The organism is Aeromicrobium piscarium (assembly GCF_007421815.1).
Lineage (GTDB): Bacteria > Actinomycetota > Actinomycetes > Propionibacteriales > Nocardioidaceae > Aeromicrobium > Aeromicrobium piscarium.
Map to the genome: position 1 here is coordinate 79389 of NZ_VLNT01000007.1, position 24845 is coordinate 104233.

General features: G+C 69.0%; 26 protein-coding genes and 2 tRNA genes. 16 read left to right on the forward strand and 12 right to left on the reverse strand.

The features are described 5' to 3' along the window. Positions 1–19 precede the first annotated feature (19 nt). Positions 20–640, forward strand: coding sequence for an alpha-ketoglutarate-dependent dioxygenase AlkB (locus tag FNM00_RS10310; RefSeq protein WP_143913360.1), 621 nt, complete (start codon positions 20–22; stop codon positions 638–640). Between the two features lie 150 nt (positions 641–790). Here the strand turns inward: FNM00_RS10310 and FNM00_RS10315 are convergent, their stop codons facing one another. Continuing rightward, the gene (locus FNM00_RS10315) at positions 791–2203 is read right to left on the reverse strand and encodes an amidase (protein ID WP_143913361.1); all 1413 of its coding nucleotides are present in this window, start codon (positions 2201–2203) and stop codon (positions 791–793) included. A gap of 76 nt (positions 2204–2279) precedes the next feature. Then, positions 2280–2465 (reverse strand): 50S ribosomal protein L28, encoded by a 186-nt coding sequence (rpmB, locus tag FNM00_RS10320; RefSeq protein ID WP_087624033.1) that lies wholly within the window; start codon positions 2463–2465, stop codon positions 2280–2282. Between the two features lie 130 nt (positions 2466–2595). Here rpmB and FNM00_RS10325 point away from each other — a divergent pair, with 130 nt between their 5' ends. From FNM00_RS10325 to coaD, 4 genes are all read left to right on the forward strand, one after another. Continuing rightward, positions 2596–4194: a DAK2 domain-containing protein gene (locus FNM00_RS10325; RefSeq protein WP_143913362.1), complete on the forward strand. Its 1599-nt coding sequence runs from the start codon at positions 2596–2598 to the stop codon at positions 4192–4194. After that, positions 4194–6341: an ATP-dependent DNA helicase RecG gene (gene recG / locus FNM00_RS10330; protein WP_143913363.1), complete on the forward strand. Its 2148-nt coding sequence runs from the start codon at positions 4194–4196 to the stop codon at positions 6339–6341. The genes FNM00_RS10325 and recG overlap by 1 nt, the downstream gene beginning before the upstream one ends. Continuing rightward, positions 6338–6892 carry a 16S rRNA (guanine(966)-N(2))-methyltransferase RsmD gene (rsmD, locus tag FNM00_RS10335; protein ID WP_143913364.1) on the forward strand — a complete coding sequence of 185 codons (555 nt, stop codon included), beginning with the start codon at positions 6338–6340 and terminating at the stop codon, positions 6890–6892. Before recG ends, rsmD begins: the two co-directional genes overlap by 4 nt. Positions 6893–7139: 247 nt before the next feature. Continuing rightward, positions 7140–7622, forward strand: a complete 483-nt coding sequence (coaD, locus tag FNM00_RS10340; protein WP_143913365.1) for a pantetheine-phosphate adenylyltransferase — start codon at positions 7140–7142, stop codon at positions 7620–7622. A 38-nt stretch (positions 7623–7660) separates the two neighbouring features. On the opposite strand, the gene dinB is transcribed toward coaD, so the two are convergent. Further along, on the reverse strand, positions 7661–8830 hold the full coding sequence (dinB, locus tag FNM00_RS10345) for a DNA polymerase IV (protein ID WP_143913366.1): 1170 nt from the start codon (positions 8828–8830) through the stop codon (positions 7661–7663). 315 nt (positions 8831–9145) lie between these two features. Between dinB and FNM00_RS10350 the strand changes: the two genes are divergently transcribed. The 4 genes from FNM00_RS10350 to mutM are packed head-to-tail and all read left to right on the forward strand — an operon-like array spanning position 9146 to position 11402. After that, complete coding sequence (locus FNM00_RS10350; RefSeq protein ID WP_143913367.1) at positions 9146–9670, forward strand: YceD family protein; 525 nt, start codon at positions 9146–9148, stop codon at positions 9668–9670. A gap of 2 nt (positions 9671–9672) precedes the next feature. Then, a complete protein-coding gene (gene rpmF / locus FNM00_RS10355) occupies positions 9673–9858 on the forward strand; it encodes a 50S ribosomal protein L32 (protein WP_087623905.1) in 186 nt (61 codons plus the stop codon). A gap of 10 nt (positions 9859–9868) precedes the next feature. Next, positions 9869–10567: a ribonuclease III gene (gene rnc, locus FNM00_RS10360; RefSeq protein ID WP_246065149.1), complete on the forward strand. Its 699-nt coding sequence runs from the start codon at positions 9869–9871 to the stop codon at positions 10565–10567. Then, positions 10551–11402, forward strand: coding sequence for a bifunctional DNA-formamidopyrimidine glycosylase/DNA-(apurinic or apyrimidinic site) lyase (mutM, locus tag FNM00_RS10365; RefSeq protein WP_143913368.1), 852 nt, complete (start codon positions 10551–10553; stop codon positions 11400–11402). The genes rnc and mutM overlap by 17 nt, the downstream gene beginning before the upstream one ends. A gap of 32 nt (positions 11403–11434) precedes the next feature. Here the strand turns inward: mutM and FNM00_RS10370 are convergent, their stop codons facing one another. After that, entirely contained in the window at positions 11435–11884 is a 450-nt protein-coding gene (locus tag FNM00_RS10370; protein ID WP_143913369.1) for a hypothetical protein, read from the reverse strand. Positions 11885–12097: 213 nt separating this feature from the next. Between FNM00_RS10370 and FNM00_RS10375 the strand changes: the two genes are divergently transcribed. Both FNM00_RS10375 and dnaG read left to right on the forward strand, forming a co-directional pair. Continuing rightward, positions 12098–13324, forward strand: coding sequence for a deoxyguanosinetriphosphate triphosphohydrolase (locus FNM00_RS10375; RefSeq protein WP_143913370.1), 1227 nt, complete (start codon positions 12098–12100; stop codon positions 13322–13324). 17 nt (positions 13325–13341) lie between these two features. Then, positions 13342–15228, forward strand: coding sequence for a DNA primase (gene dnaG, locus FNM00_RS10380; RefSeq protein ID WP_143913371.1), 1887 nt, complete (start codon positions 13342–13344; stop codon positions 15226–15228). 238 nt (positions 15229–15466) lie between these two features. Here dnaG and FNM00_RS10385 read toward each other — a convergent pair. The 4 genes from FNM00_RS10385 to FNM00_RS10400 form a co-directional block, all read right to left on the reverse strand. Next, a tRNA-Asn gene (locus FNM00_RS10385) sits at positions 15467–15542 on the reverse strand. A gap of 31 nt (positions 15543–15573) precedes the next feature. Next, a complete protein-coding gene (locus FNM00_RS10390) occupies positions 15574–16155 on the reverse strand; it encodes a sigma factor (protein ID WP_185973093.1) in 582 nt (193 codons plus the stop codon). A gap of 67 nt (positions 16156–16222) precedes the next feature. Then, entirely contained in the window at positions 16223–16966 is a 744-nt protein-coding gene (locus FNM00_RS10395; RefSeq protein WP_143913373.1) for a PIG-L deacetylase family protein, read from the reverse strand. Between the two features lie 65 nt (positions 16967–17031). Next, positions 17032–17105: transfer RNA gene (locus FNM00_RS10400), tRNA-Met, on the reverse strand. A 99-nt stretch (positions 17106–17204) separates the two neighbouring features. Here FNM00_RS10400 and FNM00_RS10405 point away from each other — a divergent pair. Then, on the forward strand, positions 17205–17387 hold the full coding sequence (locus tag FNM00_RS10405) for a hypothetical protein (protein WP_143913374.1): 183 nt from the start codon (positions 17205–17207) through the stop codon (positions 17385–17387). A gap of 3 nt (positions 17388–17390) precedes the next feature. Continuing rightward, complete coding sequence (locus FNM00_RS10410) at positions 17391–17852, forward strand: phosphatase domain-containing protein (protein WP_143913375.1); 462 nt, start codon at positions 17391–17393, stop codon at positions 17850–17852. Here the strand turns inward: FNM00_RS10410 and FNM00_RS10415 are convergent. Then, entirely contained in the window at positions 17840–18142 is a 303-nt protein-coding gene (locus tag FNM00_RS10415) for a GNAT family N-acetyltransferase (protein WP_185973094.1), read from the reverse strand. The two genes, FNM00_RS10410 and FNM00_RS10415, sit on opposite strands and share 13 nt — an antisense overlap. A gap of 98 nt (positions 18143–18240) precedes the next feature. Here FNM00_RS10415 and FNM00_RS10420 point away from each other — a divergent pair, with 98 nt between their 5' ends. Next, positions 18241–18759, forward strand: coding sequence for a DUF3145 domain-containing protein (locus FNM00_RS10420; protein ID WP_143913377.1), 519 nt, complete (start codon positions 18241–18243; stop codon positions 18757–18759). A 69-nt stretch (positions 18760–18828) separates the two neighbouring features. On the opposite strand, the gene FNM00_RS10425 is transcribed toward FNM00_RS10420, so the two are convergent. After that, complete coding sequence (locus tag FNM00_RS10425; protein WP_143913378.1) at positions 18829–19353, reverse strand: hypothetical protein; 525 nt, start codon at positions 19351–19353, stop codon at positions 18829–18831. Between the two features lie 92 nt (positions 19354–19445). Between FNM00_RS10425 and FNM00_RS10430 the strand changes: the two genes are divergently transcribed. Beyond that, positions 19446–20411 (forward strand): alpha/beta fold hydrolase, encoded by a 966-nt coding sequence (locus FNM00_RS10430; RefSeq protein WP_143913379.1) that lies wholly within the window; start codon positions 19446–19448, stop codon positions 20409–20411. Here FNM00_RS10430 and FNM00_RS10435 read toward each other — a convergent pair. Together FNM00_RS10435 and aceE are read right to left on the reverse strand one after the other, a co-directional pair. Further along, positions 20357–21433, reverse strand: coding sequence for a phosphatase PAP2 family protein (locus FNM00_RS10435; protein ID WP_240191087.1), 1077 nt, complete (start codon positions 21431–21433; stop codon positions 20357–20359). The two genes, FNM00_RS10430 and FNM00_RS10435, sit on opposite strands and share 55 nt — an antisense overlap. A 101-nt stretch (positions 21434–21534) precedes the next feature. Beyond that, positions 21535–24318 carry a pyruvate dehydrogenase (acetyl-transferring), homodimeric type gene (aceE, locus tag FNM00_RS10440; RefSeq protein WP_143913380.1) on the reverse strand — a complete coding sequence of 928 codons (2784 nt, stop codon included), beginning with the start codon at positions 24316–24318 and terminating at the stop codon, positions 21535–21537. A 131-nt stretch (positions 24319–24449) separates the two neighbouring features. Here aceE and FNM00_RS10445 point away from each other — a divergent pair, with 131 nt between their 5' ends. After that, positions 24450–24836, forward strand: coding sequence for a DUF3052 domain-containing protein (locus FNM00_RS10445; protein WP_087623923.1), 387 nt, complete (start codon positions 24450–24452; stop codon positions 24834–24836). Positions 24837–24845 lie beyond the last annotated feature (9 nt).

Below are 24845 nucleotides of genomic sequence, written 5' to 3' on the forward strand. Positions count from 1 at the left end.
TGGGGCGTACGCTGGCGGCATGTGGTTCCAGGGATCGCTGCTCGACGGGGCTCCTGAGACGTCCGCCGGTGAGCTCGGGTCTTCGGTGGAGCGAGTCGAGCTCGCTCACGGGGCTTGGGTCGATCTGCGTTACGGCTGGCTCGCCGGGGCCGATGAACTCTTCGAGACCCTCCAGCGGGTCGTGCCGTGGCGGGCCGAGCGGCGCGAGATGTACGAGCGTGTCGTGGACGTGCCGCGGCTGCTGTGCCACTACCGCGAGGGCGACGAACTGCCCGATCCTGCGCTGGTCACGTGCCGAGACGCGCTGAGTGACCACTATGCGACTGAGCTCGGGGAGCCCTTCGCGACCGCCGGCCTGTGTTACTACCGGGACGGCCGGGACTCGGTCGCCTGGCACGGAGATCGCATCGGTCGCGGCGCCCATGAGGACACGATGGTCGCCATCCTCTCGCTGGGCGAGCATCGCCGGCTCAGTCTCCGGCCGGCCGGGGGAGGGCCGCAGATCGGATACACGCTCGGCCACGGCGACCTCATCGTCATGGGCGGCTCGTGCCAGCGCACTTGGGAGCATGCGGTGCTCAAGACCGCGAGCGCCGGCCCACGCATCAGCGTCCAGTACCGTCCCCGCGGCGTGCTCTGACGCGTATCGGGAGTGCATGGCTCGGGTGGCGGTAGGCCATCAACCTCACTGAGTGCTGATGACGTTGACGAGCTACCGCCGATGCAGGGGAAAGGTTGATGAGATACCGCCACGGGCGCAACCGCTCGCGACGGCCCGAGGGCGTGTGCCTCAGTCCTGGATGCGGGTGAAGGGCTCGGCGGCCTCGAGCTCGTAGGCGAGTTCGAGCAGGGTGCGCTCGTCGGCGTGATCGGCCGAGAAGTGGATGCCGATGGGCAGCCCTTCCGAGCTCTGGGCGAGCGGCAGGCTGATCGCGGGGCCGCCGGAGGCGTTGTTCAGCGGCGTGAACGCCACATAGTGCACCAGCCGGTCGAAGATCTGCTCGAAGTCCCCGGCGGGGTCCAGATAGCCGATACGCGGCGTGGTGTGCGCGAGGGTGGGCGAGCAGATCACGTCGACCTGGGTGAAGGCCCGGTGATAGCGCTTCGCGCTGCGCGAGAGGGCGGCGATCGCCCCCGGTGTGCGCCAGGCATTGCGCAGGAAACCCCGGGCCAGGCCGCTGGTGAACGGATCGAGCTCGGCCGGCTCGAAGGCGGTGCCGAACATCTTCTTGCCGTTCCTGGAGATCGCGAAGGCGAGCATGCTCCAGTAGTGCGTGAAATGCCCGATGAAGGACCGGTCCACCGGCAATGGCACGGGGATCACGTCGTGACCGAGATCGGTCAGCAGCTCGACGGTCTCGTCGAGTGCCCGAGCGGTGTCGACATCGAGGCGGTTGCCGGTGATCGGGGTGTCGATGAGACCGACGCGCAGGCGGCGCTCGGACGGCCCCTCGACGAGACCGAGGAAGGGCATGCGCGTCGTCGGGCGGTGCCGTTCCGCGGCGGCCAGGAAATGCGCGGTGTCGCGTACCGTGCGGGTCACCACGCCATTGGAGATCAGATCGACGGGCATGCCCTGTGCCTGGGCCGCCTTGACGAGGCGGTCGCGCGTCGGCTTCAGGCCCACGAGACCGCAGGCGGCGGCCGGGATGCGGATCGAGCCCCCACCGTCGTTCGCATGAGCGATCGGCACGGCACCGCTCGCGACGAGCACCGCCGATCCGCCGGAGGAGGCGCCGCACGAGTACTCCGGATTCCAGGGATTGCGGGTCGGCGGTCCGTCGTCGAACTCGGTGGTAGCGGTCAGGCCGAAGGCGGGCAGTGTCGACGCGCCCAGCACATTGACCCCGGTGGAGAGGAACTGCTCGGTGAACGGCTCGTTCGCCAGCTCCGCGCGCCGGGGAGTGGCGGCCGATCCATGCCGCGTGGGGATGCCGGCGAAGGCGGTGTTGTTCTTGATGTACGTCGGCACGCCCGCGAAGGGGGCATCCGTGCGCCATGGGGCGTCGACGGCACGCTTGACACCGCGATCGCGGTCGTCGAAGGCGACCGGGTGAAGCTCGGTGAGCGCATCGAACCGCGCACTGGCGGCCTCGGCCGCCTCGCGCGGGCTCAGGTCTCCTGCCCGGAGGGCGGCGGCGAGACCGACGGCGTCGAGATCGCCGAGGACATCGTCGGTGAAGGCGTGGATACGGTCAGGCATGTGCCCGACGATAGATCAGAAACGGCGATCGCGAGGTGCGATCGCCGTTTCTCGTCTCACCGGGAGACCGGAGGGGTCAGCGGGTGACCTTGCCAGCCTTGATGCAGCCGGTGCAGGCGTTCAGACGCGTGGGCGTTCCGTCGACGACGGCGCGCACGCGCTGGATGTTCGGGTCGAAACGACGCTTCGTGCGCCGGTGCGAGTGCGAGACGTTGTGGCCGAACCCGGGGCCCTTACCGCACACATCACAGACCGCTGCCACAGCGACCACTCCTGAATCTCGTTGATGACTGTCGAAAAATCGGCGCCTGCGCGACACGACGTCGGCAGACAACCTCTCTAGGATAGCCGACGGTGCACACCGGACGCGAATCGCCCGCTAACCTCGGTGCATGCCGCTCTCGCTCGACCCGCCGCGCCTGCGCCACTGGGCCGACGTGTGCGCCCAGTCGGTCGCGTCGGTGCGCTCGGAGATCGATGCCCTCAACGTCTTCCCGGTGCCCGACAGCGACACCGGGACCAATGTCTATCTGACGCTCCAGGCGGGCTGCGATGCGCTCGACGCGTCGGCCGACGACGTCTCCGCCGAGGAGGCGGCGCGAGCCTATGCGCGGGCGGTGCTGGTGGGCGCCCGCGGCAACAGCGGTGTGATCGTCGCGGAACTGCTGCGCGCCTGTCTGGAGTCCCTGACCCAGCACGAGACGGTGACGCCGCGCGGGCTCACGGCGGCCTTCGATGCGGCCACCGCGGCGGCGTACGCGGCGGTCGGCGATCCGCAGGAGGGTACGATCCTCACCGTCGCGCGGGCGGCGGCCGACGGCGCCGAGCACGCGGCCGAGTCCGGTTGCAGCCCTCGCCAGGTCATCGAGGTCGCGGCCGATGCCGCGCGCGAGGCGCTTGCGGCCACCCCGGGACAGATGGAGCTTCTCGCGCGCGCAGGAGTCGTCGACGCCGGTGGTCGCGCGCTCGTCGTGATCCTGGACGCGACCGCCCAGGTCGTCTCCGGCCGGAGGCCCGTTCCCGCTCCGACCTTCGCGCCAGCGCCCACCGTCCAGCCCGCCGCGCTCGACCATGCGGACGGCGAGGGCCCGAGCTATGAGGTCATGTATCTCCTGGACGCCTCTTCCGAGGCCGTCGACGTGCTGCGCGAGACACTCGCCCCGCTCGGAGACTCCCTGGTGATCGTCGGGGACGAGGGGCTGTGGAATGTCCATGTCCACGTCGACGATGTCGGAGCGGCGATCGAGGCCGGCATCATGGCCGGGCGTCCCCACCGCATCCAGGCGACCCATTTCGGCGAGCAGTCGCGCCGGGTCGACGACTCGGCTCACCGGCGCGTCATCGTCAGCGCCGTCACCGGCGCGGGGCTCGCGGAGTTGACCCGCGCAGCTGGTGCCGTCGCCGTCGAGTTCAGCGCCGGGCGTCCGCTCACCACCGCACAGATGTCACAGGCCCTGCATATCCTCGACGCCGAGGAGGTCATCGTCTTGCCGAACCGCAGCGGTCACGTCCGGCCCTTCGAGGCCGCCGCCAAGGAGCTCCGCGACACCGGCGCGCGAGTCGCCGTCCTGCCCACCCACGCCCAGGTCCAGGCCCTCGCCGCGCTGGCGGTGCACGATCCCGGCCGTGACTTCGATGAGGACGTCGTCGCCATGTCCGCGGCCGCGGCGCATGCCAAGCACGGGGCGGTGACCATCGCCAACGAGTCCGGCATCACGATGGCCGGCCCGTGTCAGGTCGGTGACGTCCTGGGGGTCGTGGGAGGCGACTTCGCGGTGATCGGTCAGGATCAGCTGGCGGTGGCCCGCGAGGTGCTCACCCGCTTGGACTCGTCCGGCGCCGACATGGTCACCCTCGTCGTGGGCGAGGGCTGTCCCGATGAGCTCGTCTCCGGGCTCGAGGAGCACCTCGCGGCCGAGCAGCCGCACGTCGACGTCATCGTCCACGACGGCGGCCAGGAAAAGTACACCCTCTTCATCGCGGTGGAGTGATGGTCGATCTCGATACCCGGCTGGGGCCCGTCGTCGGCAAGGCCTCGGCGGACAAGCTGTCCAAGACCTTCGGCATGGAGACCGTGGGCGATCTGCTCACGCACTATCCCCGCCGTTATGTCGACCTCGAGCAGATCGACTCCTTCGCCGACCTCGAGGTCGGGCAGTACGTCACCTTCGTCGCCGAGGTCGTGGACGTCAAGAACATCCCCTTCGGGCCAGGCGGCCGCAAGACCCGCACGCAGGTCCGCATCACCGACGGACGCCAGCACCTGAACGCGACCTTCTTCAACCAGCGCTGGATCGCCAAGCGCACCGAGGCCGGCTCGCGCCAACTCTTCGCCGGGGTCGTGGGGGAGTACCGAGGACAGCCGCAGCTGACTCACCCGGTCATGCGGGAGATCAGCGGTGACATCGCGAGCTTCCAGCGCGGCATCATCCCGCTGTATCCGGCCACCTCCTCGATCGCCTCGTGGGAGCTGGAACGCACCATCGACACGGTGCTCGCGGTGCTCGACCCGCCCCCCGATCCGCTGCCTTCGGATCTGGTCGCCGCCAAGGGCTGGCCCGACTACGCCACGGCACTGCAGTGGATCCACCAGCCGCAGAGCGCATCGCAATGGCGGCAGGCGCAGCAGCGGCTGCGCTTCGACGAGGCCTTCGTGCTGCAGACGATCTTCGCGCGTCGGCGCCGTGCCTTCGATATCGAGACCGCGATCGCGCGGCCCTGGCAGGCCGGCGGGCTGGCGGAGCGCTTCATCGAGAGGCTGCCCTTCGAGCTGACGGCGGGGCAACGCGAGGTGCAGGCCGAGATCCGCGACGACCTCGCCCGCCCGCATCCGATGCACCGGCTGCTGCAGGGCGAGGTCGGGTCCGGCAAGACCGTGCTATCGCTCATCGCGATGCTCCAGGTGGTCGATGCCGGGGCCCAGGCCGCGCTGCTGGCGCCCACCGAGGTGCTCGCCACGCAGCACTTCCACAGCATCACCGAGCAACTCGGCGATCTCGCCAAGGGCGGCATGCTCGGCGGCGCTGAGGGGGCCACGCGGGTCCGCCTGCTGACCGGCTCGATGGGCGCCAAGGCGCGCAAGGAGACGATGCTGGACATCGTGTCCGGCGAGGCCGGCATCGTCATCGGCACCCATGCCCTGTTGCAGGAGGGGGTCGACTTCGCCGAGCTGGGGCTGCTCGTGGTCGATGAGCAGCATCGTTTCGGGGTCGAGCAGCGGGCCGCGCTGGTGGACCGTTCGGCGGTGACGCCCCACGTGCTCGTCATGACCGCCACGCCGATCCCGCGCACCGTGGCCATGACCGTCTTCGGCGACCTCGAGACCTCCACGCTGCGTGAGCTGCCGCGCGGTCGTCAGCCCATTCAGACCACCGTCATCGCCCTCGCCGAGCACCCGACCTGGCTCGACCGGGCGTGGACCCGCATCCGCGAGGAGGTCGAGAAGGGGCGGCAGGCCTATGTCGTCACCACGCGGATCGGCGACGGCGAGGGCGATACCGAGCCCGATCCGTCGGCAGACGAGCCGCGGACCGCATCGCTGGTCGAGGTCTTCGAGGCCTTGACCGAAGGGCCGCTGTCCGGGCTGCGGCTCGCGATGCTGCACGGCCGCATGCCCACCGACGAGAAGGACACTCAGATGACCGCCTTCGCCGCGGGCGAGGTCGATGTCCTGGTCGCCACCACCGTCATCGAGGTCGGCGTCAACGTCCCCAATGCCACCGTGATGGTGGTGCTCGACGCCGATCGCTTCGGGCTCTCCCAACTGCACCAGCTGCGAGGGCGCATCGGTCGAGGCGAGCACGCCGGGCTGTGCCTGCTCGTCACCGGGGCTCAGGGCGACACGCTCGCGCGCGAGCGGCTCGACGCGGTGGCCTCCACCACCGACGGCTTCCAGATCGCGCAGCACGATATCGATCTGCGGCGCGAGGGCGATGTGCTCGGCGCCCGCCAGTCCGGGGGACGTTCGAGCCTCAAACTCCTCTCGGTGGTCAAGCACGAGAAGGACATCGCGGAGGCGCGCGATCACGCCGACCGCGTGGTCGCGCAGGATCCGGAGCTCGCCGAGCTGCCGGCCTTGCGCCGCGCGGTGGAGGAGCTCGAGACGACCCAGCAGGCCGACTATCTGGAGCGCACGTGACCCGCATCATCGCCGGTCGGTGGGGCGGGCGGCGGCTCGCCACCCCCGAGGGCCAGAACACCCGCCCGACCACAGACCGCGTCCGCGAGGCGATGTTCTCCTCGATCGCCTCGGAGCTGGGCGGATGGGAGGGCGTTCGAGTGCTGGACCTGTTCGCCGGATCGGGGGCGCTGGCCCTCGAAGCGCTCTCCCGCGGGGCGGCATCGGCCGATCTGGTCGAGTCGCATGCCAAGACGGCCGGCATCGTCAGCCGCAATGCGCGCGAGCTCGGGGCGCGGACGGCGCGGGTGCACCGGATGACCGCTGAACGCTTCGTCGCCACGGCACCCGCCGAGCCCTACGACCTGGTCTTCCTCGATCCGCCCTATGCCCTGGCTGCCGAGGCGCTGCGCGAGATCGTCGCCTCCCTCGCGATCGGCACCTGGCGCACCGAGGACTCCCTCGTGGTCGTCGAGCGCTCATCGCGTGATGTCCCCTGGGAGTGGCCCGAGGGGTGGGTTGCCCTGCGGGACAAGACCTATGGCGAGACCCGGCTTTGGTACGGTCGCTGACATGAGCGAGCGCCAGCGAGCGACCAATGGCATCACCTCATGCCGCCGTCGTCCTATCATGTTCCTCCCCGAGGCGGTGGCGGCATGAGCGAGCGCCAGCGAGCGACCAATGGCATCACCTCATGCCGCCGTCGTCCTATCATGTTCCTCCCCGAGGCGGTGGCGGCATGAGCGAGCGCCAGCGAGCGAGCATCCAGGATGTCATGCGGGCATCTGCGTATCGTGGGTCTTTTGTGCAGGTGCCGGCATGACGAAGGTGGTCTGTCCCGGCTCCTTCGACCCCGTGACCAATGGTCACCTCGACATCTTCCGTCGCGCCTCCGCGCTCTTCGACGAGGTGGTCATCGCGGTCCTGGTCAACGAGTCCAAGAAGGGCCTCTTCGATCTGGACCGGCGTGTCGAGCTGCTGCGGGAAGCCGTCGCCGACCTGGACAATGTCGTCGTCGACACCTTCGGGGGGCTGCTGGTGGACTACTGCACCGACCACGGCATCACCGCGATCATCAAGGGTCTGCGAGCGTCGACCGATTTCGACTACGAGCTGCCGATGGCGCACATGAACCACCACCTGACCGAGGTGGAGACGGTCTTCCTGGCGACCGCCGCCGAGAACTCCTTCGTGTCCTCGAGCCTGGTCAAGGAGGTCGCCAAGCACGGCGGCGATGTCGCCGACCTGGTCCCGCCTCATGTGCTGGTGGCGCTCACAGAGGCTCAGAACTTCCACCGGTAAGGGAGGCTGCCGCGCGCCAATCCCACCGGCGGAACCTCTTACTCCCGCACGTGAACCGCGCGGCGGAGCGCGGCTGACCCGAAGCGCTCGTGCACGGCGTCCACGGCGGCGTCCAGTCGGCCGGGATCTCGGTCCTCGAAGGGGAGCGTCAGCTGCTCTCCGTGATCGTCGAGGCCGCTGAGCGCGATGCCGACCAGCGTGAGTCCTTCACGCGCGATGTCCGCCGCTCGCGTCAGCAGCAGACGCCGCGCCGCGGTGAGCAGCTCGCTCGTTTCGTGGGTGGGCACGGACAGCGTCGTGGCGCTGGTCGATCGGCGGAAGTCCCCGAAGCGGAGGCGCAGCGTGACAGTCCGAGCGGTGCGGCGCGCCCGCCGCAGCCGGCGTGCGACGCGGTCGACGAGCTCGAGGAGGGCGGCATCGACATCGGGCAGGGATCGCGTCGCGCGCCCGAGGGCCTGCTGCGCGCCGATCGACCGCCGGCTGACATGAGGATCGACCCGTCGCGTGTCGCGGCCATGCGCGAGGTCCAGCAGATGGCGGGCGGCCGCGGGGCCGACGACGGCCTCCACGGCGGACGGGTCCGCGTGGGCGAGGTCGGCGACCGTCGACCAGCCGGCACGGTGCAGCGCTCCGCTCGTCACTCGGCCCACACCCCACAGCCGCTCGACGGGCAAGGCGTGCAGGAAGCGCCGCTCCTCCGCGGCCGGCACCACGAGGAGGCCGTGCGGCTTGGAGAGCGCGCTGGCGACCTTGGCCAGGTACTTGGTGCGGGCGATCCCGACCGAGATCGGCAGACCCACCTCGTCCTGGACGCGGGAGCGGAGCGTGCCGGCGATCGTGAGCGGGCGACCGGTCAGGCGGCGCAGCCCGCTGACATCGAGGAAGGCCTCGTCGATCGACAGCGCCTCGACCACGGGGGTGATGTCGTGGAAGATCGCGAAGACCGCCGCGCTCGCCTCGCTGTACGCCGCGAAGCGGGGAGGACGCACGATGAGGTCCGGGCACAGGCGTCGCGCCTGGCGTCCCGGCATGGTGGTGCGGATGCCGAGGGCCTTGGCCTCGTAGCTCGCCGCGAGCACCACGCCGCCTCCGACGACGACGGGCCGTCCCCGCAGTGCGGGCTCGTCCCGTTGCTCCACCGAGGCGTAGAAGGCATCGAGATCGGCGTGGAGGATGCCGATATCGTCGTCGGGGAGTGCCGGGGGCATGGGTCCATGGTGGAGCGAGCCACCGACAGTTCGGCCGTTGCGAGCCGACCCCAGGGCGGTGAGTTAGGCACCCCTCGCGCCCGTGAGCGGTGAGATACGCACGTCTCCTTCTCGTGGGCGGTGGGATACGCACCTCTCCTGACGTCCGAGAGGTGCGTATCCCACCGCCGTGTCCGGCGAGTGGTGCGTGACTCACTGCTCGGGGCGGAGGGTTCTGCGCGCCGCACGAGCCGATTGGTGGTCGTGAGGGCCCGCGCGGTACGATGGTCGTCGGCCTGTTCGCAGGCCGTGTTCCGTTGTGCTCTCGATGAAGGAATGTCCGTGTCTTCGGGTCCCTTGGTGTTCGACACCCAGGCGCTGGGGCGTCGCCCCGGCACCGAGAAGACGTACACCCGCACCATCGAGGCGCCGACGGGTCTCGGCCTGGACGTGTTCGGTGTCCCCGAGGGGTCGCCCATCGAGCTCGAGCTTCGTCTCGAGGCAGTGATGGACGGTGTCTTGGCCACCGGCACGGCATCCGCTCACGCGGTCGGCGAGTGCGTGCGGTGCCTGGACGATGTCGAGGAGGACCTCGATGTCGACTTCCAGGAGCTGTACCTCTACGACGATCCGGGGGAGGACGAGCTGGCCCTCGAGGGAGACCTGCTCGACCTTGAGCCCGTGCTGACCGACGCGGTGGTGCTCGCACTGCCGCACAATCCGTTGTGTGATCCGGAGTGTCCGGGATTGTGCCCCGAATGTGGGGCGCGCCTCGCGGACGATCCCGATCACACACACGGCGAGGCGATCGACCCCCGGTGGGCGACGCTGACCCGACTGACCGAGCAAACTGAGGAGTAATCGTGGCTGTCCCGAAGCGGAAGATGTCGCGCAGCAACACCCGTCACCGCCGTTCGGCCTGGAAGGCCAGCATCGTGCGGACGGTCGAGTGCGCCAACCCGGCGTGCAACGCCCGGGTGGTCCCGCACCGCGCCTGCGCCGAGTGCGGCCAGTACGGCGCGCGTGGCGAGCGTCGTCAGGTGCTCTGAACTGGTCCACGTGACCGACTCGCTGGGTGAGGTCCTCGGAGTCCCCGACCTGGACCCCGAGCTCCTGCAGCATGCCCTGACACATCGCTCGTACGCGTACGAGAACGGCAACGTCCCCAACAACGAGCGCCTGGAGTTCCTGGGCGACTCGGTGTTGGGGTTCGTCGTCACCGAGATGATCTTCCGGCGCCATCCCGACCTGCCAGAGGGTCAGCTGGCCAAGCTGCGCGCCGCGGTGGTGAGCGCCAAGGCACTTGCCGAGGTGGCGCGCACGCTCGGTCTCGGTGAGCACCTGCTGCTCGGTAGGGGCGAGGAGACCACGGGCGGGCGCGACAAGCCGTCCATCCTCTCCGACACGATGGAAGCCGTCATCGGGGCGATCTTCCTGGCCTTCGGTATCGAACGGGTCGCCGAGGTCGTCCGCACGATCTTCGAGCCCGTCATCGCCGATGCCGCGGCGCTCGGTGCCGGCCTGGACTGGAAGACCTCGTTGCAGGAGGTCGCCGCCGACCACGGGCTCGGCGTGCCGGTCTATGAGCTCGAGGGCACCGGCCCGGACCACGACAAGAAGTTCACCGCCAGTGTCGTGATGACCGATCGCGTCTATCACGGCGGCGAGGGGCGATCGAAGAAGGAAGCCGAGCAGATGGTCGCCGAGATCGCCTGGCGCGCGATCAGCGCCGAGATGAGCGATGCCGGAGCTTCCTGAAGTCGAGGTCGTGCGCCGTGGGCTCGACGATCACGTCGTCGGTCGCACGATCACCGGCGTGGAGGTGCTGGACACCCGCTCGGTCCGCCGGCACGGTCCCGGTCCTCATGACTTCATCGCCCGCCTGTGCGAGCAGCGGGTGACCGCCGCCCGGCGCCGCGGCAAGTACCTGTGGCTGCCCCTGGACGATGACGACGCCCTGCTGGCCCATCTGGGCATGAGCGGCCAGATGCTGATCTCCCCGCCGGACGCCCCGGCACCCCGTCACCTGCGCGTGCGTGTCTCACTCGACGACGGCAATGAGCTGCGCTTCGTGGATCAGCGGATCTTCGGGGGGCTGCTGGTGAGCCCCGGGGGAGCCGAGCTGCCCGACGAGATCGAGCACATCGCCCGCGATCCGCTCGATCCGCTCTTCGACGCCGCGGAGTTCGGTCGCCGGCTGCGGCGGCGCGAGACCGGGGTCAAGCGGGCGCTGCTCGATCAGGCGCTCGTATCGGGGGTCGGCAATATCTACGCAGACGAGGCGCTGTGGCGCACTCCCTTGCACTATGCCCGCAACACCCGTCACCTGCGCACGCGCGAGATCGACGGCCTGCTGGGTCACCTGCGCGATGTCATGGGCGACGCGCTGGACCAGGGCGGTACATCTTTCGATGCCCTCTATGTGAATATCAACGGTCAATCAGGCTATTTCGACCGATCGCTCCATGCCTACGGCCGCGAGGGCGAGCCCTGCGACCGGTGCGGCACGCCGATGCGCCGTGACTCGTTCATGAACCGGTCGAGCTATTGGTGCCCGCGTTGCCAGCCTCGCCCCCGTAATGGCCGCTGGTGACCTCGGCGAGGGACTGACGGCTGCGGTGGGTCTTATTCGGGCTCGGTGTGGGCGAGATAGGCGCGATGCCCGTCGATCAACAGCTGACGGGCCCGCGTGTGGTCGGGGGCTCCGGCCAGGGATATGGGCGAGGTGCGCGACAGCCACAGTGCCTCGATCTCGACATACCGGCCGTCGTGCCGCTGGGCGATCGCGGCCACGCGCGGTCGGCTGTTCGGCGGCGGGATCAGGATCTGCCGGACGTCGTGCCAGGCGAGGGAGTTCGCCTTGCCGACGGCACCGCACCAGATGAAGCGGTCGGGCAGGATCTCCAGGCGCGTCCGGTAGCCCATCTGGAGATTGACGCCGGCCCCGATGAACAGCAGCACCGGGGCGAACAGGAAGATCAGCATCCACGGCGCCACCACGAATGCCAGGACGACGAACACCACGATCGCCACGATCCCCATCGCGGCCAGCGCCCAGCCGACGACGATGCTCACTCGTCCCGTTCCACGTATCACGCGAGCCGACGTTACCGTGCCCGCTGCATCGACGCGCGGGGCACCGAGTGGTGCAATCCTGACTGCGAGTGGTGCATATTCGCCCTCGAAAGACCCGGATGAGGGCGAGTTTGCACCACTCGCGGAGCCGCGCCGGCGAGAACGTGAGCTCACGGCATCGCCTCGGGGGAACCTCGCGATAGGCTCGGCGCGATGAGCGAGCGGTACGGTCCCGAGGCGCGGGCGCGGTTTGTGGCCGAGGCCCCGAAGCGCCCCGGCCGCACGCCCTTCGAGCGCGACCGGGCGCGTATCCTCCACTCGTCCGCCCTGCGCCGGCTGTCGGCCAAGACACAGGTGCTGGGTGCCGGCGTCGACGACTTCGTGCGCAATCGGCTGACCCACTCGCTCGAGGTGGCGCAGGTGGCACGTGAGCTCGGCAAGGCGCTCGGCTGCGATCCGGACATCGTCGACTCCGCGGCGCTCTCGCACGACCTCGGTCATCCGCCCTTCGGCCACAACGGCGAGAAGGCGCTCGACACGGCGGCGCGGGGGATCGGCGGCTTCGAGGGCAATGCCCAGACGCTGCGGTTGCTGACGCGGCTGGAGGCCAAGACCTTCGCCGCGGACGGACGCAGCGTGGGCCTGAACCTGACCCGAGCGACCCTCGGCGCCTGCGTGAAGTATCCGTGGCGCCGTGGCGAGGCGCCCGGCGGCGGACCGAAGTTCGGGCTCTACGACGACGATATCGAGGTCTTCACCTGGATCCGGTCGGATGCCGAGCCCTTCCGACGCCCCATCGAGGCGCAGGTCATGGACCTGTCCGATGACATCGCCTATTCGGTGCACGATGTCGAGGACGGCGTGGTGGGGGGATGGTTCGATCTCGTCGAAGGCCTGGATCTTCCGCGCGTCTTCGCGGTCGCGCGCGACTGGTACGACCCAGAAGCCGATGACGACCGGCTGGGAGCCGCGCTCGAACGGCTGCAAGGGATGCCGGAGTGGCCGTCGGCCCGTTTCGACGGCGGGCGGGCGTCGCGAGCGGTCATCAAGAGCCTGACGAGCGCGCTCATCGGCCGCTTCGCGGTCGCCGCGCAACGAGCCACCACGGCCCGGTGGGGACATGGTCCGCTGGTGCGCTTCGAGGCCGATCTGGAACTGCCGCAGGAGACGGTCGACGAAATCCTCGTGCTGAAGGCGATCGCCGCCCACCACGTGATGTTGAGCGCCGATCGCACCACGCTGCTGGCGGAGCAACGTGAGCTGCTGGGGGCCCTTGTCGCCGAGCTCGCGTGCACCGGGGACAAGCACCTCGACGCCGATCTCATCGACGACTTCAGGGCCGCGGATGACGATGCCGGCCGGTTGCGCGTGGTGATCGACCAGGTCGCGAGCCTGACCGACCTGTCGGCTGTGGGTTGGGCCGATCGGCTGCTTTCGTGACGGCTTAGTATCGGGGCATGGCGCTCATCAAGGACGAGGACATTCAGCTCGTCCGCGAGCGGGTGCGCATCGATGAGGTCATCGAGCAGTACGTCACCCTGCGCAATGCCGGCGGAGGAGCCCGCAAGGGTCTCTGCCCGTTCCACGACGAGAAGACCCCGTCGTTCAATGTGCGTCCCGCTCAGGGGTTCTACTACTGCTTCGGCTGCGGCGCGGGCGGTGACGCGATCAAGTTCCTGCGCGAGATCGAGGGGCTCTCCTTCGCCGAGGCCGTCGAACGGCTCGCGGGCCGGTACGGCGTCCAGCTGCGATATGACGAGGGCACGCCGGTCGGGCCGCGTCGCGACCCTGGCCAGCGTCAGCGTCTGCTGGAGGCGCACCGGCTGGCGGGGGAGTTCTACCACGAGGCGCTCATGCAGTCCTCCGAGGCGCAACCGGGCCGGCAGTTCGTGACCGATCGGGGCTTCGACCGCGCTGCGGCGGAGATGTTCGCGATGGGGTGGGCCCCGCGCGGGGGAGAGGCCCTCGTGGGCCACCTCAAGGGCAAGGGGTTCAGCGACGAGGACCTCATCGTCGGCGGCCTCGCGGCCCGCGGTCAGCGAGGCCTCTACGACAAGTTCCGCGGTCGGCTGCTGTGGCCCATCAGGGAGATCAGCGGCGAGGTGATCGGCTTCGGGGCCCGGCGGATGCTCGACGACGACCGCATCGAGGCCAAGTACCTCAACACGTCCGAGACACCGATCTACAAGAAGAGCCAGGTGCTCTACGGCATCGACCTCGCCCGGCGGCAGATCTCCTCGCGCAGCCAGGCGGTCATCGTCGAGGGGTATACCGATGTCATGGCCTGCCACCAGGCTGGCGTCACCACCGCCGTGGCGACCTGTGGAACCGCCTTCGGCGAGGACCACGCCCGTGTGCTGCGACGCCTACTGCTCGACCACGATGCCTTCCACGGCGAGATCGTCTTCACCTTCGATGGCGACGAGGCCGGGCAGCGTGCCGCGATGAAGGCCTTCTCCGGCGATGAGCAGTTCGCGGGGCAGACCTATGTCGCGGTGGAGCCGCGCGGCATGGACCCGTGCGATCTGCGTCTCGCCGACGGCGACGCCGCGGTCCGCGAGCTGGTCGCCTCGCGGGTGCCGCTCTACCGCTTCGTGCTCGACAACATCCTCACCCGTTACGACCTCGACCGCGGCGATCAGCGGATCGACGCCATCCGCGAGTCGGTCCAGCTGGCGTCGGCGATCCGCGACAAGTCGAAGGTCGATGAGTTCCTGCGCGAGATCGCCAGCCGGGTGGGTGCCGATGTCGACCAGGTGCGTCAGGAGTTCCGGTCTGCCAAACCCGCCCCGGCCGCCGGCCGCAAGGCCCCGCCGTCGGCAGCGCCCGAGCCGCAGGCGGCCCCCGCCCAACCGGTGGGGCCGAGCTTCGGGGCGCCGCAGTTCGCCGACGAGCGCGAGGCGCTGAAGGCGATCGTGCAGTTCCCGCACATCGCCAAGGAGCTCACCGATGATATCGGCGAGAACGACTTCACCCATCCGGTGGCGCAACAGCTGTGGCATCAGATCGAGGCTCGCGGCCTGCCCGACGGCCCGGATGCCGGGTGGTTGCCGGGTCTGGCCGACAGCCTCGACGACAGCCTGGGCCGGGTCCTGGGCGTTGCTGCCGCCGAACCGCTGCATTCCTCGGAGCGTTCCACACAGGCGGTGGTCGCCGCTGTGCTGGCGCGTCTGCAGGAGCTGACGGTCGCGCGGCGGATCGTGGAGGTCAAGTCCAAGCTGCAGCGCACCAACCCGCTCGATGAGTCCGAGCAGTACAACCGGATGTTCGGAGAACTGGTGGCGCTCGAGCAGCAGCGCCGGGACTTCCGCGAGCGCATCATCGGCGCGATGGAGCAGGCCTGACCGAGCGCCCCGGCCCACGAAGGATGTGTTTTCGTGGTTGCTGTGATGACCACAGAAGCACATCGTTCGTCCCCGGCCCTCGGAGGATGTGCTTTCGCGGTTGCCGGGGCAACCACAGAAGCACATCGTTCGTCAGCGCGGCGGGAGGGGGGCCGTCGCCGCCAGCCGGGAGAGTGTCTCGACCGGGACGAAACAGCGAAAGGCAGTCCGTCGCCTGCGACTGAGACTGCCTTCGTGGTGGCTCCCCCGGTTGGACTCGAACCAACAACCCTCCGGTTAACAGCCGAATGCTCTGCCAATTGAGCTACAGGGGACGGGCTCCCTGAGGAGCGACCGGTGACGACTCTAGCAGTCCGGCCCAGGGGACCCAACCACCGGGGCGGCCCACTCGCGACGGAGCTGCTGGAGGGCCCGGGTCTCCCGTCGCCGGACCTCGGCGATGCTGAGCCCGAGACGTGCCGCGACCTCGGGCCGGGTGCTCGGGACGGTGCCGTCGTCGAGGCCGAAGCGATCCCTCAGGAGACGCGCGTCGAGCTCGCTCAGTGTGTCGAGCGCGTCATGGAGTGCGTCGGGATCGGTGGTCGCCGGCTCGGGGACATCGCCGAGCGGAAGCAGCAGAGGCCGTGGCGGCTGGCGCATCGCCCCGTCGATCCAGGACCAGGCGAAGCTGACCAGCCGAGTGCCGCGGGCGGGATCGAAGCGGTCCACCGCCCGGATGAGGGCGGCCGTGCCGTCCTGGACGGCATCGTCGAAGTGCTCGGGCTCCACACGACGGCGCAGGGCGTGGAGTACCACCCAGCGGAGTCCGGCCTCGATCAGCGCCTCGCGTGCGCGCGGATCGCCGCCCCGGCAGCGGAGGAGGAGCTCCCGCTCCTGCTCGGCGGACAGCGTAGGCGCTTCGAGAGCGCGGCGAGCATAGGGCGACATGTGCACACCGTGCCCGCCATCGAACGATCTGTCATCCGTCCCTGGCCGCCCCTGTGGACGGCGGGTGTCACTCTCCGAAGCTGAGGCCGAACACCTCGAAGACGGCGGCATGGCGCACGCCGAGGCGTCGGCCCGCGTCGCGGGACATGCCCTCGAGGAACTCGGCCGGATCGAACTGCTCCCAACCGAGCCCTTCGATATAGGCCCGATGGGCCGCCAGCGACGCGACCCCGGCATCGAAGGTGTCCGTGGTGTCCACTCCGTGCTCGGACCGTGGGGAGCCCGCGGCCCAGACCTCGCGAACCCCACCCCACGGCTCGAGACCCTCGTCGGTCAGCTGCTCCGTGTGGATCCAGCGATTCCCGGCGTCCTGGCAGGCGTGCAGCGCGGCCTGTCCCACCGCCGTGTGGTCGACCTGGTTCGGTGCCGAGCCTCCCCAGGAGTCGCGGAAGTTGTTGGTGATGACGATGTCGGGGCGATGACGCCGGATCTCCCGGGCGATCGCGGCACGCAGCGGGATGCCGAACTCGACGACACCGTCGCGCCAATGCAGGAAGTCGACCGCCTCGACTCCGACGATCGCCGCGGAGTCCCGCTGCTCGGCCTCCCGGACGGGCCCGCACTCCTCGGGAGGCAGCGAGTCGATGCCGGCCTCGCCGCTGGTCACCATGCAGTAGACGACGGACTTGCCCTGTCCCGTCCAGCGTGCGACCGCCGCCGCGGCACCGAACTCGACATCGTCGGGGTGGGCGACGACCACGAGCGCGGACGTCCAGTCTTCGGTCAAAGGGGTCAACGCGTCATCGCTCATGGGATCCACGCTACGGGGGAGGGAAGGCTCCCGCGAGGCCACCGATCACGTCGCGACCGACGGAGTAGGGAGTGCGGGGCTCGAACCCGCGACCCAAGGATTATGAGTCCTCTGCTCTAACCGGCTGAGCTAACTCCCCGTGACGAGAACTATCGGGCCGTCTCGCCGCGGCCTGGGGTTCAGTATGGCCCACGGGACGGCGCGCGCGGGATCGGGGCGCACCGTTTAGGCTTCGCTCGTGGGCTGGGGATGGCGCGCCAAGGGCGACCTGCGGACGAAGATCGAGGCGAGTCTGCCCGACGCCATCGAGGCCCTGCGCGATATCGCGCTGAACTCCCCGGACGAACGCGCCCAGGAGCGGGCCCGCGAGTCTCTTGCGAAGTTCGGCATCCCCGTGCAGTCCGAGAGAAAGGCCGACTAGCCGATGCCAGGATCGCGCCCCGCGGTGCTCTTCGATCTCGACGGCACCCTCTGCGACACGCGCTCGATCGAGCATCTCGTCGCCGGTGACGAGCCCGACTACCGGGCTTTCCACGCCGCCTCGGCCGGCTGCCCCGCCGATGCCATCGTGGCGGAGGCCGCCCGCCGGGCGCATCGAGAAGGGCGTGCCGTCGTCATCGTGTCCTCACGGGAGTTCATCTGGCGCGATCTCACGATGGACTGGCTCGTATCCCAGCAGATCCCCTATGACGGCCTCTACCTGCGGTACTCGAGCGACTTCCGGCCGGCGGCGGTCGTGAAGGCCGAGCTGCTGGGCCACGTCCGCGAGGACGGGTTCGAACCGGTCGAGGCCTGGGAGAACCACGATGCGATCCTCGAGCTCTGGCGCGAGAGCGGCATCCCCGAGGTGCACGATGCCCGCGTCGAGTCCTCTCAGAGCCCGTAGCGGCGCCGCTTGTCGGCCGGCACGAGCGCCACGAGCTCGGGGTCTCCGACCATCACCTGCGGGATGAACGGACAGGACGGGATCACCGAACCGCCCGCGGTGGCGATCTGCTCCAGCGTCTCGAGCACGAGCGTATGGCCCAGCCCGCGTCCACCGAAGCGGTCGAAGATGCGCGTATGAGGCAGCTCCCACACATCGCCTCGCCGGTCGTAGTCGACGTAGCCGGCCAGCTCGTCGTCCTCCCAGAGCTCGAAGCGCGAGGCCTCCGGGACGTGTCGTACAACGCTCATCGAGGGGTCCTGTCTTGTCGCATCGCGGGGCATGGGTCACAATGAAGGTGGTACGAACCCGTAGGACGCTGGGGAAGGCGACCCTAGGGAGGTACCGCATGAAGTCGATATCGTCAGACGCCCCGATCACCCGGGGTGTCCTTTTCGTGCATTCTGCGCCATCGGCGATGTGCCCGCACGTCGAGTGGGCCGCGGCGAATGTGCTGGGCGATCGAGTCGACCTCGCGTGGTCCGCTCAACCCGCCGATCCCGGCACCTATCGCGCCGAGCTGTCCTGGCAGGCCGCTGTCGGCACCGGGGCGGCCCTCGCCTCGGCGCTGCGCGGTTGGGACCTGCTGCGCTACGAGGTCACCGAGGAGCCCACGGCGGGCAGCGAGGGGGCGCGCTACTCCTTCACGCCCGAGCTGGGCATCTTCCATGCCGTCGTCGGCGTCCACGGCGATCTCATGATCCCCGAGGACCGTATCCGGGCCATGCGGGCGAAGGCCGCGGCCGGGGAGGTCTCCATGGACGAGGCGCTCGACGGACTGCTCGGAGCGGCGTGGGACGCCGCGCTGGAGCCCTTCCGCCACGCGGGTGACGGTGCGCCGGTGCGCTGGCTCCACCAGGTGATCTGATCAGCCAGCAGCCCAACGGCGGTTGATCACGCACCGCCCATGAGGAGTCGGAGCGGGCAGGGCTGAGGATCAGCCGATCCGGACGGTGACCTCGGGGGTCGTCTCCTCGCCGCCGGCCACGATCATCCGGAAGTGCCGTTCGCCGGTGCGGGACGTGTAGACGACGGTCTCGAAGCGACCGTCGGCTTCGACGGTCGTGGTCACCGGGAAGTCCTCCCAGGGGCCGTCGCCGTCCTGCACCTGGACCTGCAACGTGGTGCCCTCGTCGACCCCGGGCATGAGGCCGTTCAGACCGAAACGCTGGCCCGGGGGAACCTGGTCGCGCTCGGCGAAGAGCTGCGGTTCGGGAGCGGCAGGCTCCTCGTCGTCGGAGTCGTCCGGCTCCTCGGCCGGGGTCTCCTCCTCCGTGGGGGTCGGACTGGGCTCGGCCGTCAACGGCGGGAGGTCGGCACCGGTGATGCCGGTCGCGGTGAACACGGTGGCCCCGAGCAGGCCGAAGGCGATGCCGATGGCCGCTCCGACGACCGCCATCCAGGTGATGGCGCGCACGGCGGGCTGCTTGACCTCGTGGAGGTCGATCTGGTCATCGTCCACGGGCATGATTCTACGGTGCGGAGCCCGACCGGCACGCCCTCGCCCGCGCGTTCCGTGCGTCGCGTCGCGCGGCTCGGCATTACGATGGCCAGATGGTTGCGCGCACGGTCCAGGAGGATCCGGACGTCCACTGCGAGGTGATCCACGGGTATCGCCGCGTCTATCGGCGTCGCGGGACCGGTCCGGTACTGCTCCTCCTGCACGGTCTCGGCTGCGATTCCAGCACGTGGGCGTCGGTCATCGATCGCCTGGCCGAATACTTCACCGTCATCGCCCCGGACCTGCTCGGGCACGGCGATTCCGACAAGCCCGATGCCGACTACTCGCTCGGTGGCTATGCCAACGGGATGCGCGACCTGTTGACCGTCCTCGGCATCGACAAGGTGACCGTCGTCGGGCACAGCTTCGGGGGAGGGGTGGCCATGCAGTTCGCCTATCAGTTCCCCGAGCGCACCGAGCGGGTCGTCCTGGTGGCCCCCGGTGGCCTGGGACGCGATGTCACGCCGCTTATCCGGATGCTGACCCTCCCGGGCTCCGGCGCGGCGCTCTCGGTGGCGACGGCGCGTCCGTGGCGGCGTCCGGTGGCCGACGCCATGCGGACCTTGTCGCGCCTACCGGGGCCGCTGTTCCGCGACCTGGGTGAGGTGGCCGACATCTACGTCAAGCTCGCCGATCCGGGGCAGCGCAAGGCCGTCCTGCGGCTGAGCAGCACCGTGATGGACTGGCGCGGGCAGTACGTGACGATGACCGATCGCGCCTATCTCGCCCGGCTCATGCCGGTGCTGGTCGTCTGGGGCGCGCAGGATCACGTGATCCCGGCCGAGCATGCCGAGAACGCTCCCGCCCTCGTCAACTCCGAGGTGCGGGTCTTCGAGGACTCAGGGCACTTCCCGCATCGCGACGAACCCGACCGGTTCAGCGACCTCGTCATCGAGTTCTGCGCCTCCAAGCCCCCAGCGCAGTATCACCGGGGGCGTTGGCGTGCGCTGCTGCGTCGAGGCGATCAGTTCGCCTTGGACACGGTGCCCCGCGAATCGTCCGGGTCCGCCGTCAGCTGAATCTTGTGGTGGCGTTGTCGCCAGAACCCGTTGCCGGTGACCCAGCCGCCGATCGCGACCGACAACCAGCCGATGAGGATGCCGCCGACATCGTCGGCGAGGTAGTGCCAGCCGAAGTAGATCGTGGCGAGCACCGTGAGCGCGAAGTAGACCCAGCCGATCGCCTGCACGAAGCGGCTCTGGTCGGTGCGCTGGAAGAACAGCGCCGCGGTGAAGGTGACCGACACGTGCAGCGAGGCGAAGCCCGCGATGCCGTAGATGAACGGCCCCGTCGGATCCTCCTTGAAGGCCGAGGCGTTGCGGAACAATCCCTGTTGGAGCGCGGTGACCCCCGATTCCTCTAGATCGGTGAAGAACTGCGGCTGGAAGAAGGCTGGCCCGAGCGACGGCCAGATGTAGTAGCTGACCGTGCCGAGGATCCAGTTGAGCGCGAGCGCCGTCGCGTACCAGGCGCCGAGGGAGACATCGCGGTTCAGCACCAGGAACGCGCCCAAGGTGATCGGGATCAGCATCAGGTACGTCAGGTAGATGAACGAGAGGACCTGCGCGTTGAAGCCGGTGCCGAGCAATTGGTGCAGCAACTCGCCCGGCTGGTGGCCGAAGGTCACCCAGTAGTCCCATTCGGCGAACATGCGGTCGTAGAGCACGCCCTCGCGCAGCACCGGCAGATAGCTCTTGAGATTGCGGTAGCTGACGTAGCAGACGTAGAAGACGAGGAGCCCGGAGGCGATGTGGATGACCCGGCTCCACGTCCACTCGTACCGGACCACATCGGCGATACCGGGGAAGATCTTCTTGATGCCGCGGCGCTTGATGGCCATCGGGATGACGCCGACGGCGAAGAAGCCGAGCGCCATGAGGGGAAGGCGCACATAGGCCGGTCCGAGGAAGCCCTCGGGGTCGCGCAGCGGGACGCCCAGGCGGCTGGACATGATGAGTGTGAAGATGCCGACGACGAGGGCCAGCGCGGCACCGAAGGTATAGGGCCAGCGACGCAAGAAGTCCCAGGTTCGTCCGAGCATGGGGAACAGTCTAGGGGGACTGTTCCAGAGCAGCTCCGGCGCGATACACACGACGACGGGCCGCGGCGATGTGCCGCGGCCCGTCGTCGGGATGATGCCGGTCAGGCGTCGGCGCCCTCCTGGGGGACACCGGCCATGGCGCTCGGGTCGTCGAGCTGGAAGCGCTCGTACGCCTCCCGCGCGATCTTGGCGTCGAGATCGCCCGTGGCGGCGAGCTCGGCGAGCACGGCCACCACGATCGACTCGGCGTCGATCTGGAAGAACCGGCGGGCCGCGGCACGCGTGTCGGCGAAGCCGAAGCCGTCGGCACCGAGCGACTGCCAGGGTCCGGGGACCCAGCGGGCGATCTGGTCCTGGACCGAGCGCATGTAGTCGCTGACACCGACCGAGACGATCTCGGGCTCCTCGGACAGGGCCCGGGTGATGTACGGGACTTCGCGCTCCTCGCCGAGATGGTTGAAGTTGCGCACCTCGGTCTCGTGGCCGTCACGGGCGAGCTGGTTCCAGGACGTGACCGACCAGACATCGGCCGCCACGTCGTACTCCTCGGCGAGGATCTCCTGGGCCTGCAGCGCCCACGGCACCGAGACACCCGAGGCGAGGATGCGGGCGCGGGTCTGCCCAGCCTCGGCCTTGCGGTAACGGTAGGCGCCCTGGAGCAGTCCCTCGACATCGAGGTCCTCCGGCTCGGCCGGCTGCTGCAGCGGCTCGTTGTAGACCGTCAGGTAGTAAATTACGTTTTCGCCGTGACCGTCGGTAGCTTTCTGGTCACCAGTCTTTGGTTGCGACGGACCGTACATCCGGCGCAGGCCGTCCTCGACGATGTGGCTGATCTCGAAGGCGTACGCCGGGTCGTAGTGCACGATCGCCGGGTTGGTGCTCGCCAGCAGCGGAGAGTGACCGTCCGCGTGCTGCAGGCCCTCGCCGGTCAGCGTGGTGCGACCCGCGGTAGCGCCCACGAGGAAGCCCCGCGACATCTGATCGGCCATCGCCCAGATCGAGTCACCGGTGCGCTGGAAGCCGAACATCGAGTAGAACATGTAGACCGGGATCATCGGCTCGCCGTGTGTCGCGTAGGCGCTGCCGGCGGCGATCGCCGAACCCATCGCTCCGGCCTCGCTGATGCCCTCGTGCAGCAGCTGACCGGTCTCGGACTCCTTGTAGGCGAGCAGCAGCTTGCGGTCGACCGACTGATAGGTCTGCCCCTGCGGGCTGTAGATCTTGTTCGAGGGGAACATCGAGTCCATACCGAAGGTGCGGTACTCGTCCGGCGCGATCGGCACGATGCGCGGCCCGACGTTCTTGTCCTTCATCAAGTCGCGGAGCAACCGCACGAAGGCCATCGTGGTGGCGATCTGCTGCTTGCCCGAGCCCTTCTTGAGCTCGCCGTAGAACTCCTTGTCCGGCAGCTTCAGCTCGCTGCCGCGGACCACGCGCTTGGGCAGCGAGCCCCCGAGCTGCTTGCGGCGCTCGAGCATGTACTGGATGTCGTCGCTGTCCTTGCCCGGGTGGTAGAAGGGCGCGATATCGCTGGAGTCGATCTGCTCGTCCGTGACCGGGATGTGCAGCCGATCGCGGAAGTTCTTCAGATCGTCCTTGGTCAGCTTCTTCATCTGGTGGGTCGCATTACGCGCCTGGAAGGACTCCAGCAGCCAGCCCTTGACGGTGTGCGCCAGGATCACGGTCGGCTGACCGGTGTGCTTGCGGGCCGCGTCGAAGGCCGCGTAGACCTTGCGGTAGTCGTGTCCGCCGCGGGGCAGCTTCTCGATATCCTCGTCGGTGAGGTGCTCGACCATCTTCAGCAGCTGCGGGTCGGCGCCGAAGAAGTGCTCGCGGTTGTAGGCACCCGACTCGACCGACAGCGTCTGGAACTCGCCATCGGGGGTGCGGTTCATCTGGTTGACGAGCACACCGTCGGTGTCCTTGGCCAGGAGATCGTCCCACTGGCGTCCCCAGACGACCTTGATGACATTCCAGCCGGCGCCGAGGAACATCGACTCCAGCTCCTGGATGACCTTGCCGTTGCCGCGAACCGGGCCGTCGAGCTGCTGCAGATTGCAGTTGACGACGAAGGTGAGATTGTCGAGCTGCTCGCGCGCGGCGACGCCGATGGCGCCGAGGGACTCGACCTCGCCCATCTCGCCGTCGCCGAGGAAGGTCCAGACGTGCTGCTCGCTGGTGTCCTTGATGCCCCGGTTCTGCAGGTAGCGGTTGAACCGCGCCTGGTAGATCGAGTTGATCGCGGCGAGGCCCATCGAGACGGTGGGGAACTCCCAGTAGTTCGGCATGAGCCGCGGGTGCGGATACGACGAGAGGCCGTTGCCGAAGCCGTGAGAGTGCTCCTGCCGGAACCGGTCGAGCTGATCCTCGTCCAGGCGCCCCTCGAGGAAGGACCGGGCGTAGATGCCGGGTGCGGCGTGGCCCTGGTAGAAGATCTGGTCGCCGCCGCCGGGGTGGTCCTTGCCGCGGAAGAAGTGGTTGAAGCCGACCTCGTACAGGCTGGCCGCGGACTGATAGGTGGCGATGTGACCGCCGACGCCGAGGCCCGGACGGTTGGCGCGCGACACCATCACGGCGGCGTTCCATCGGATATAGGAACGGATACGTCGTTCGATGTCCTCGTCGCCGGGGAAGTCGGGCTCGCGCTCGGGCGGGATCGTGTTGATGTAGTCGGTGCTGCGGAGGGCGGGCACGCCCACGTTCTTCTCGCGTGCGCGCTCCAGCAGACGCAACATCACGTAGCGAGCGCGCTCACGTCCACGGTCGTCGACCATCGCATCGAGCGAGTCGACCCATTCACGGGTCTCCTCCGAATCGATGTCGGGCAGCTGGGTCGGCATACCCTCGTGGATGATGGGCGGACGTTCAGAGCCGGATTGCGGCATGGAAAGCTCCCTTGGGTGTCGGGTGGACTTCTCCATCATTCCACTTCGTCTCCGCTAGTGTGAGACCGGCAGCACTCTCGGAGTACCTACTTTTCGGTAGGTTTTCCGCCATCAACCACGAGGAGGAACGGGTGGACGCCGGCAAGATGGGATTCGCCCCCGACACGGTGATTCAAGAGCTCGGGTGGGATGAGGACGTCGACGACGACCTCCGCGGCGCGATCGCGAAGCACACGGGCAACGAGCTGGTCGACGGTGATGTCGGCGAGGTCGTCGACGGGGTGATCCTGTGGTGGCGCGACGGCGACGGAGATCTCGCCGAGGGCCTCATGGACGCCCTGCAGGACGTCGCCGAGGGCGGCTTCGTCTGGCTGCTGACCCCCAAGGTGGGGCGGGAGGGTCATGTGAGCGGCGCCGACGTCGGCGAGGCCGCTCCGATCGCGGGGCTGTCGGTCACGACGACCTCCCCGGCGGGAGAGGACTGGGCCGTCACCAAGCTCTCCACACACCGGCGCTGAAGCGAGGGG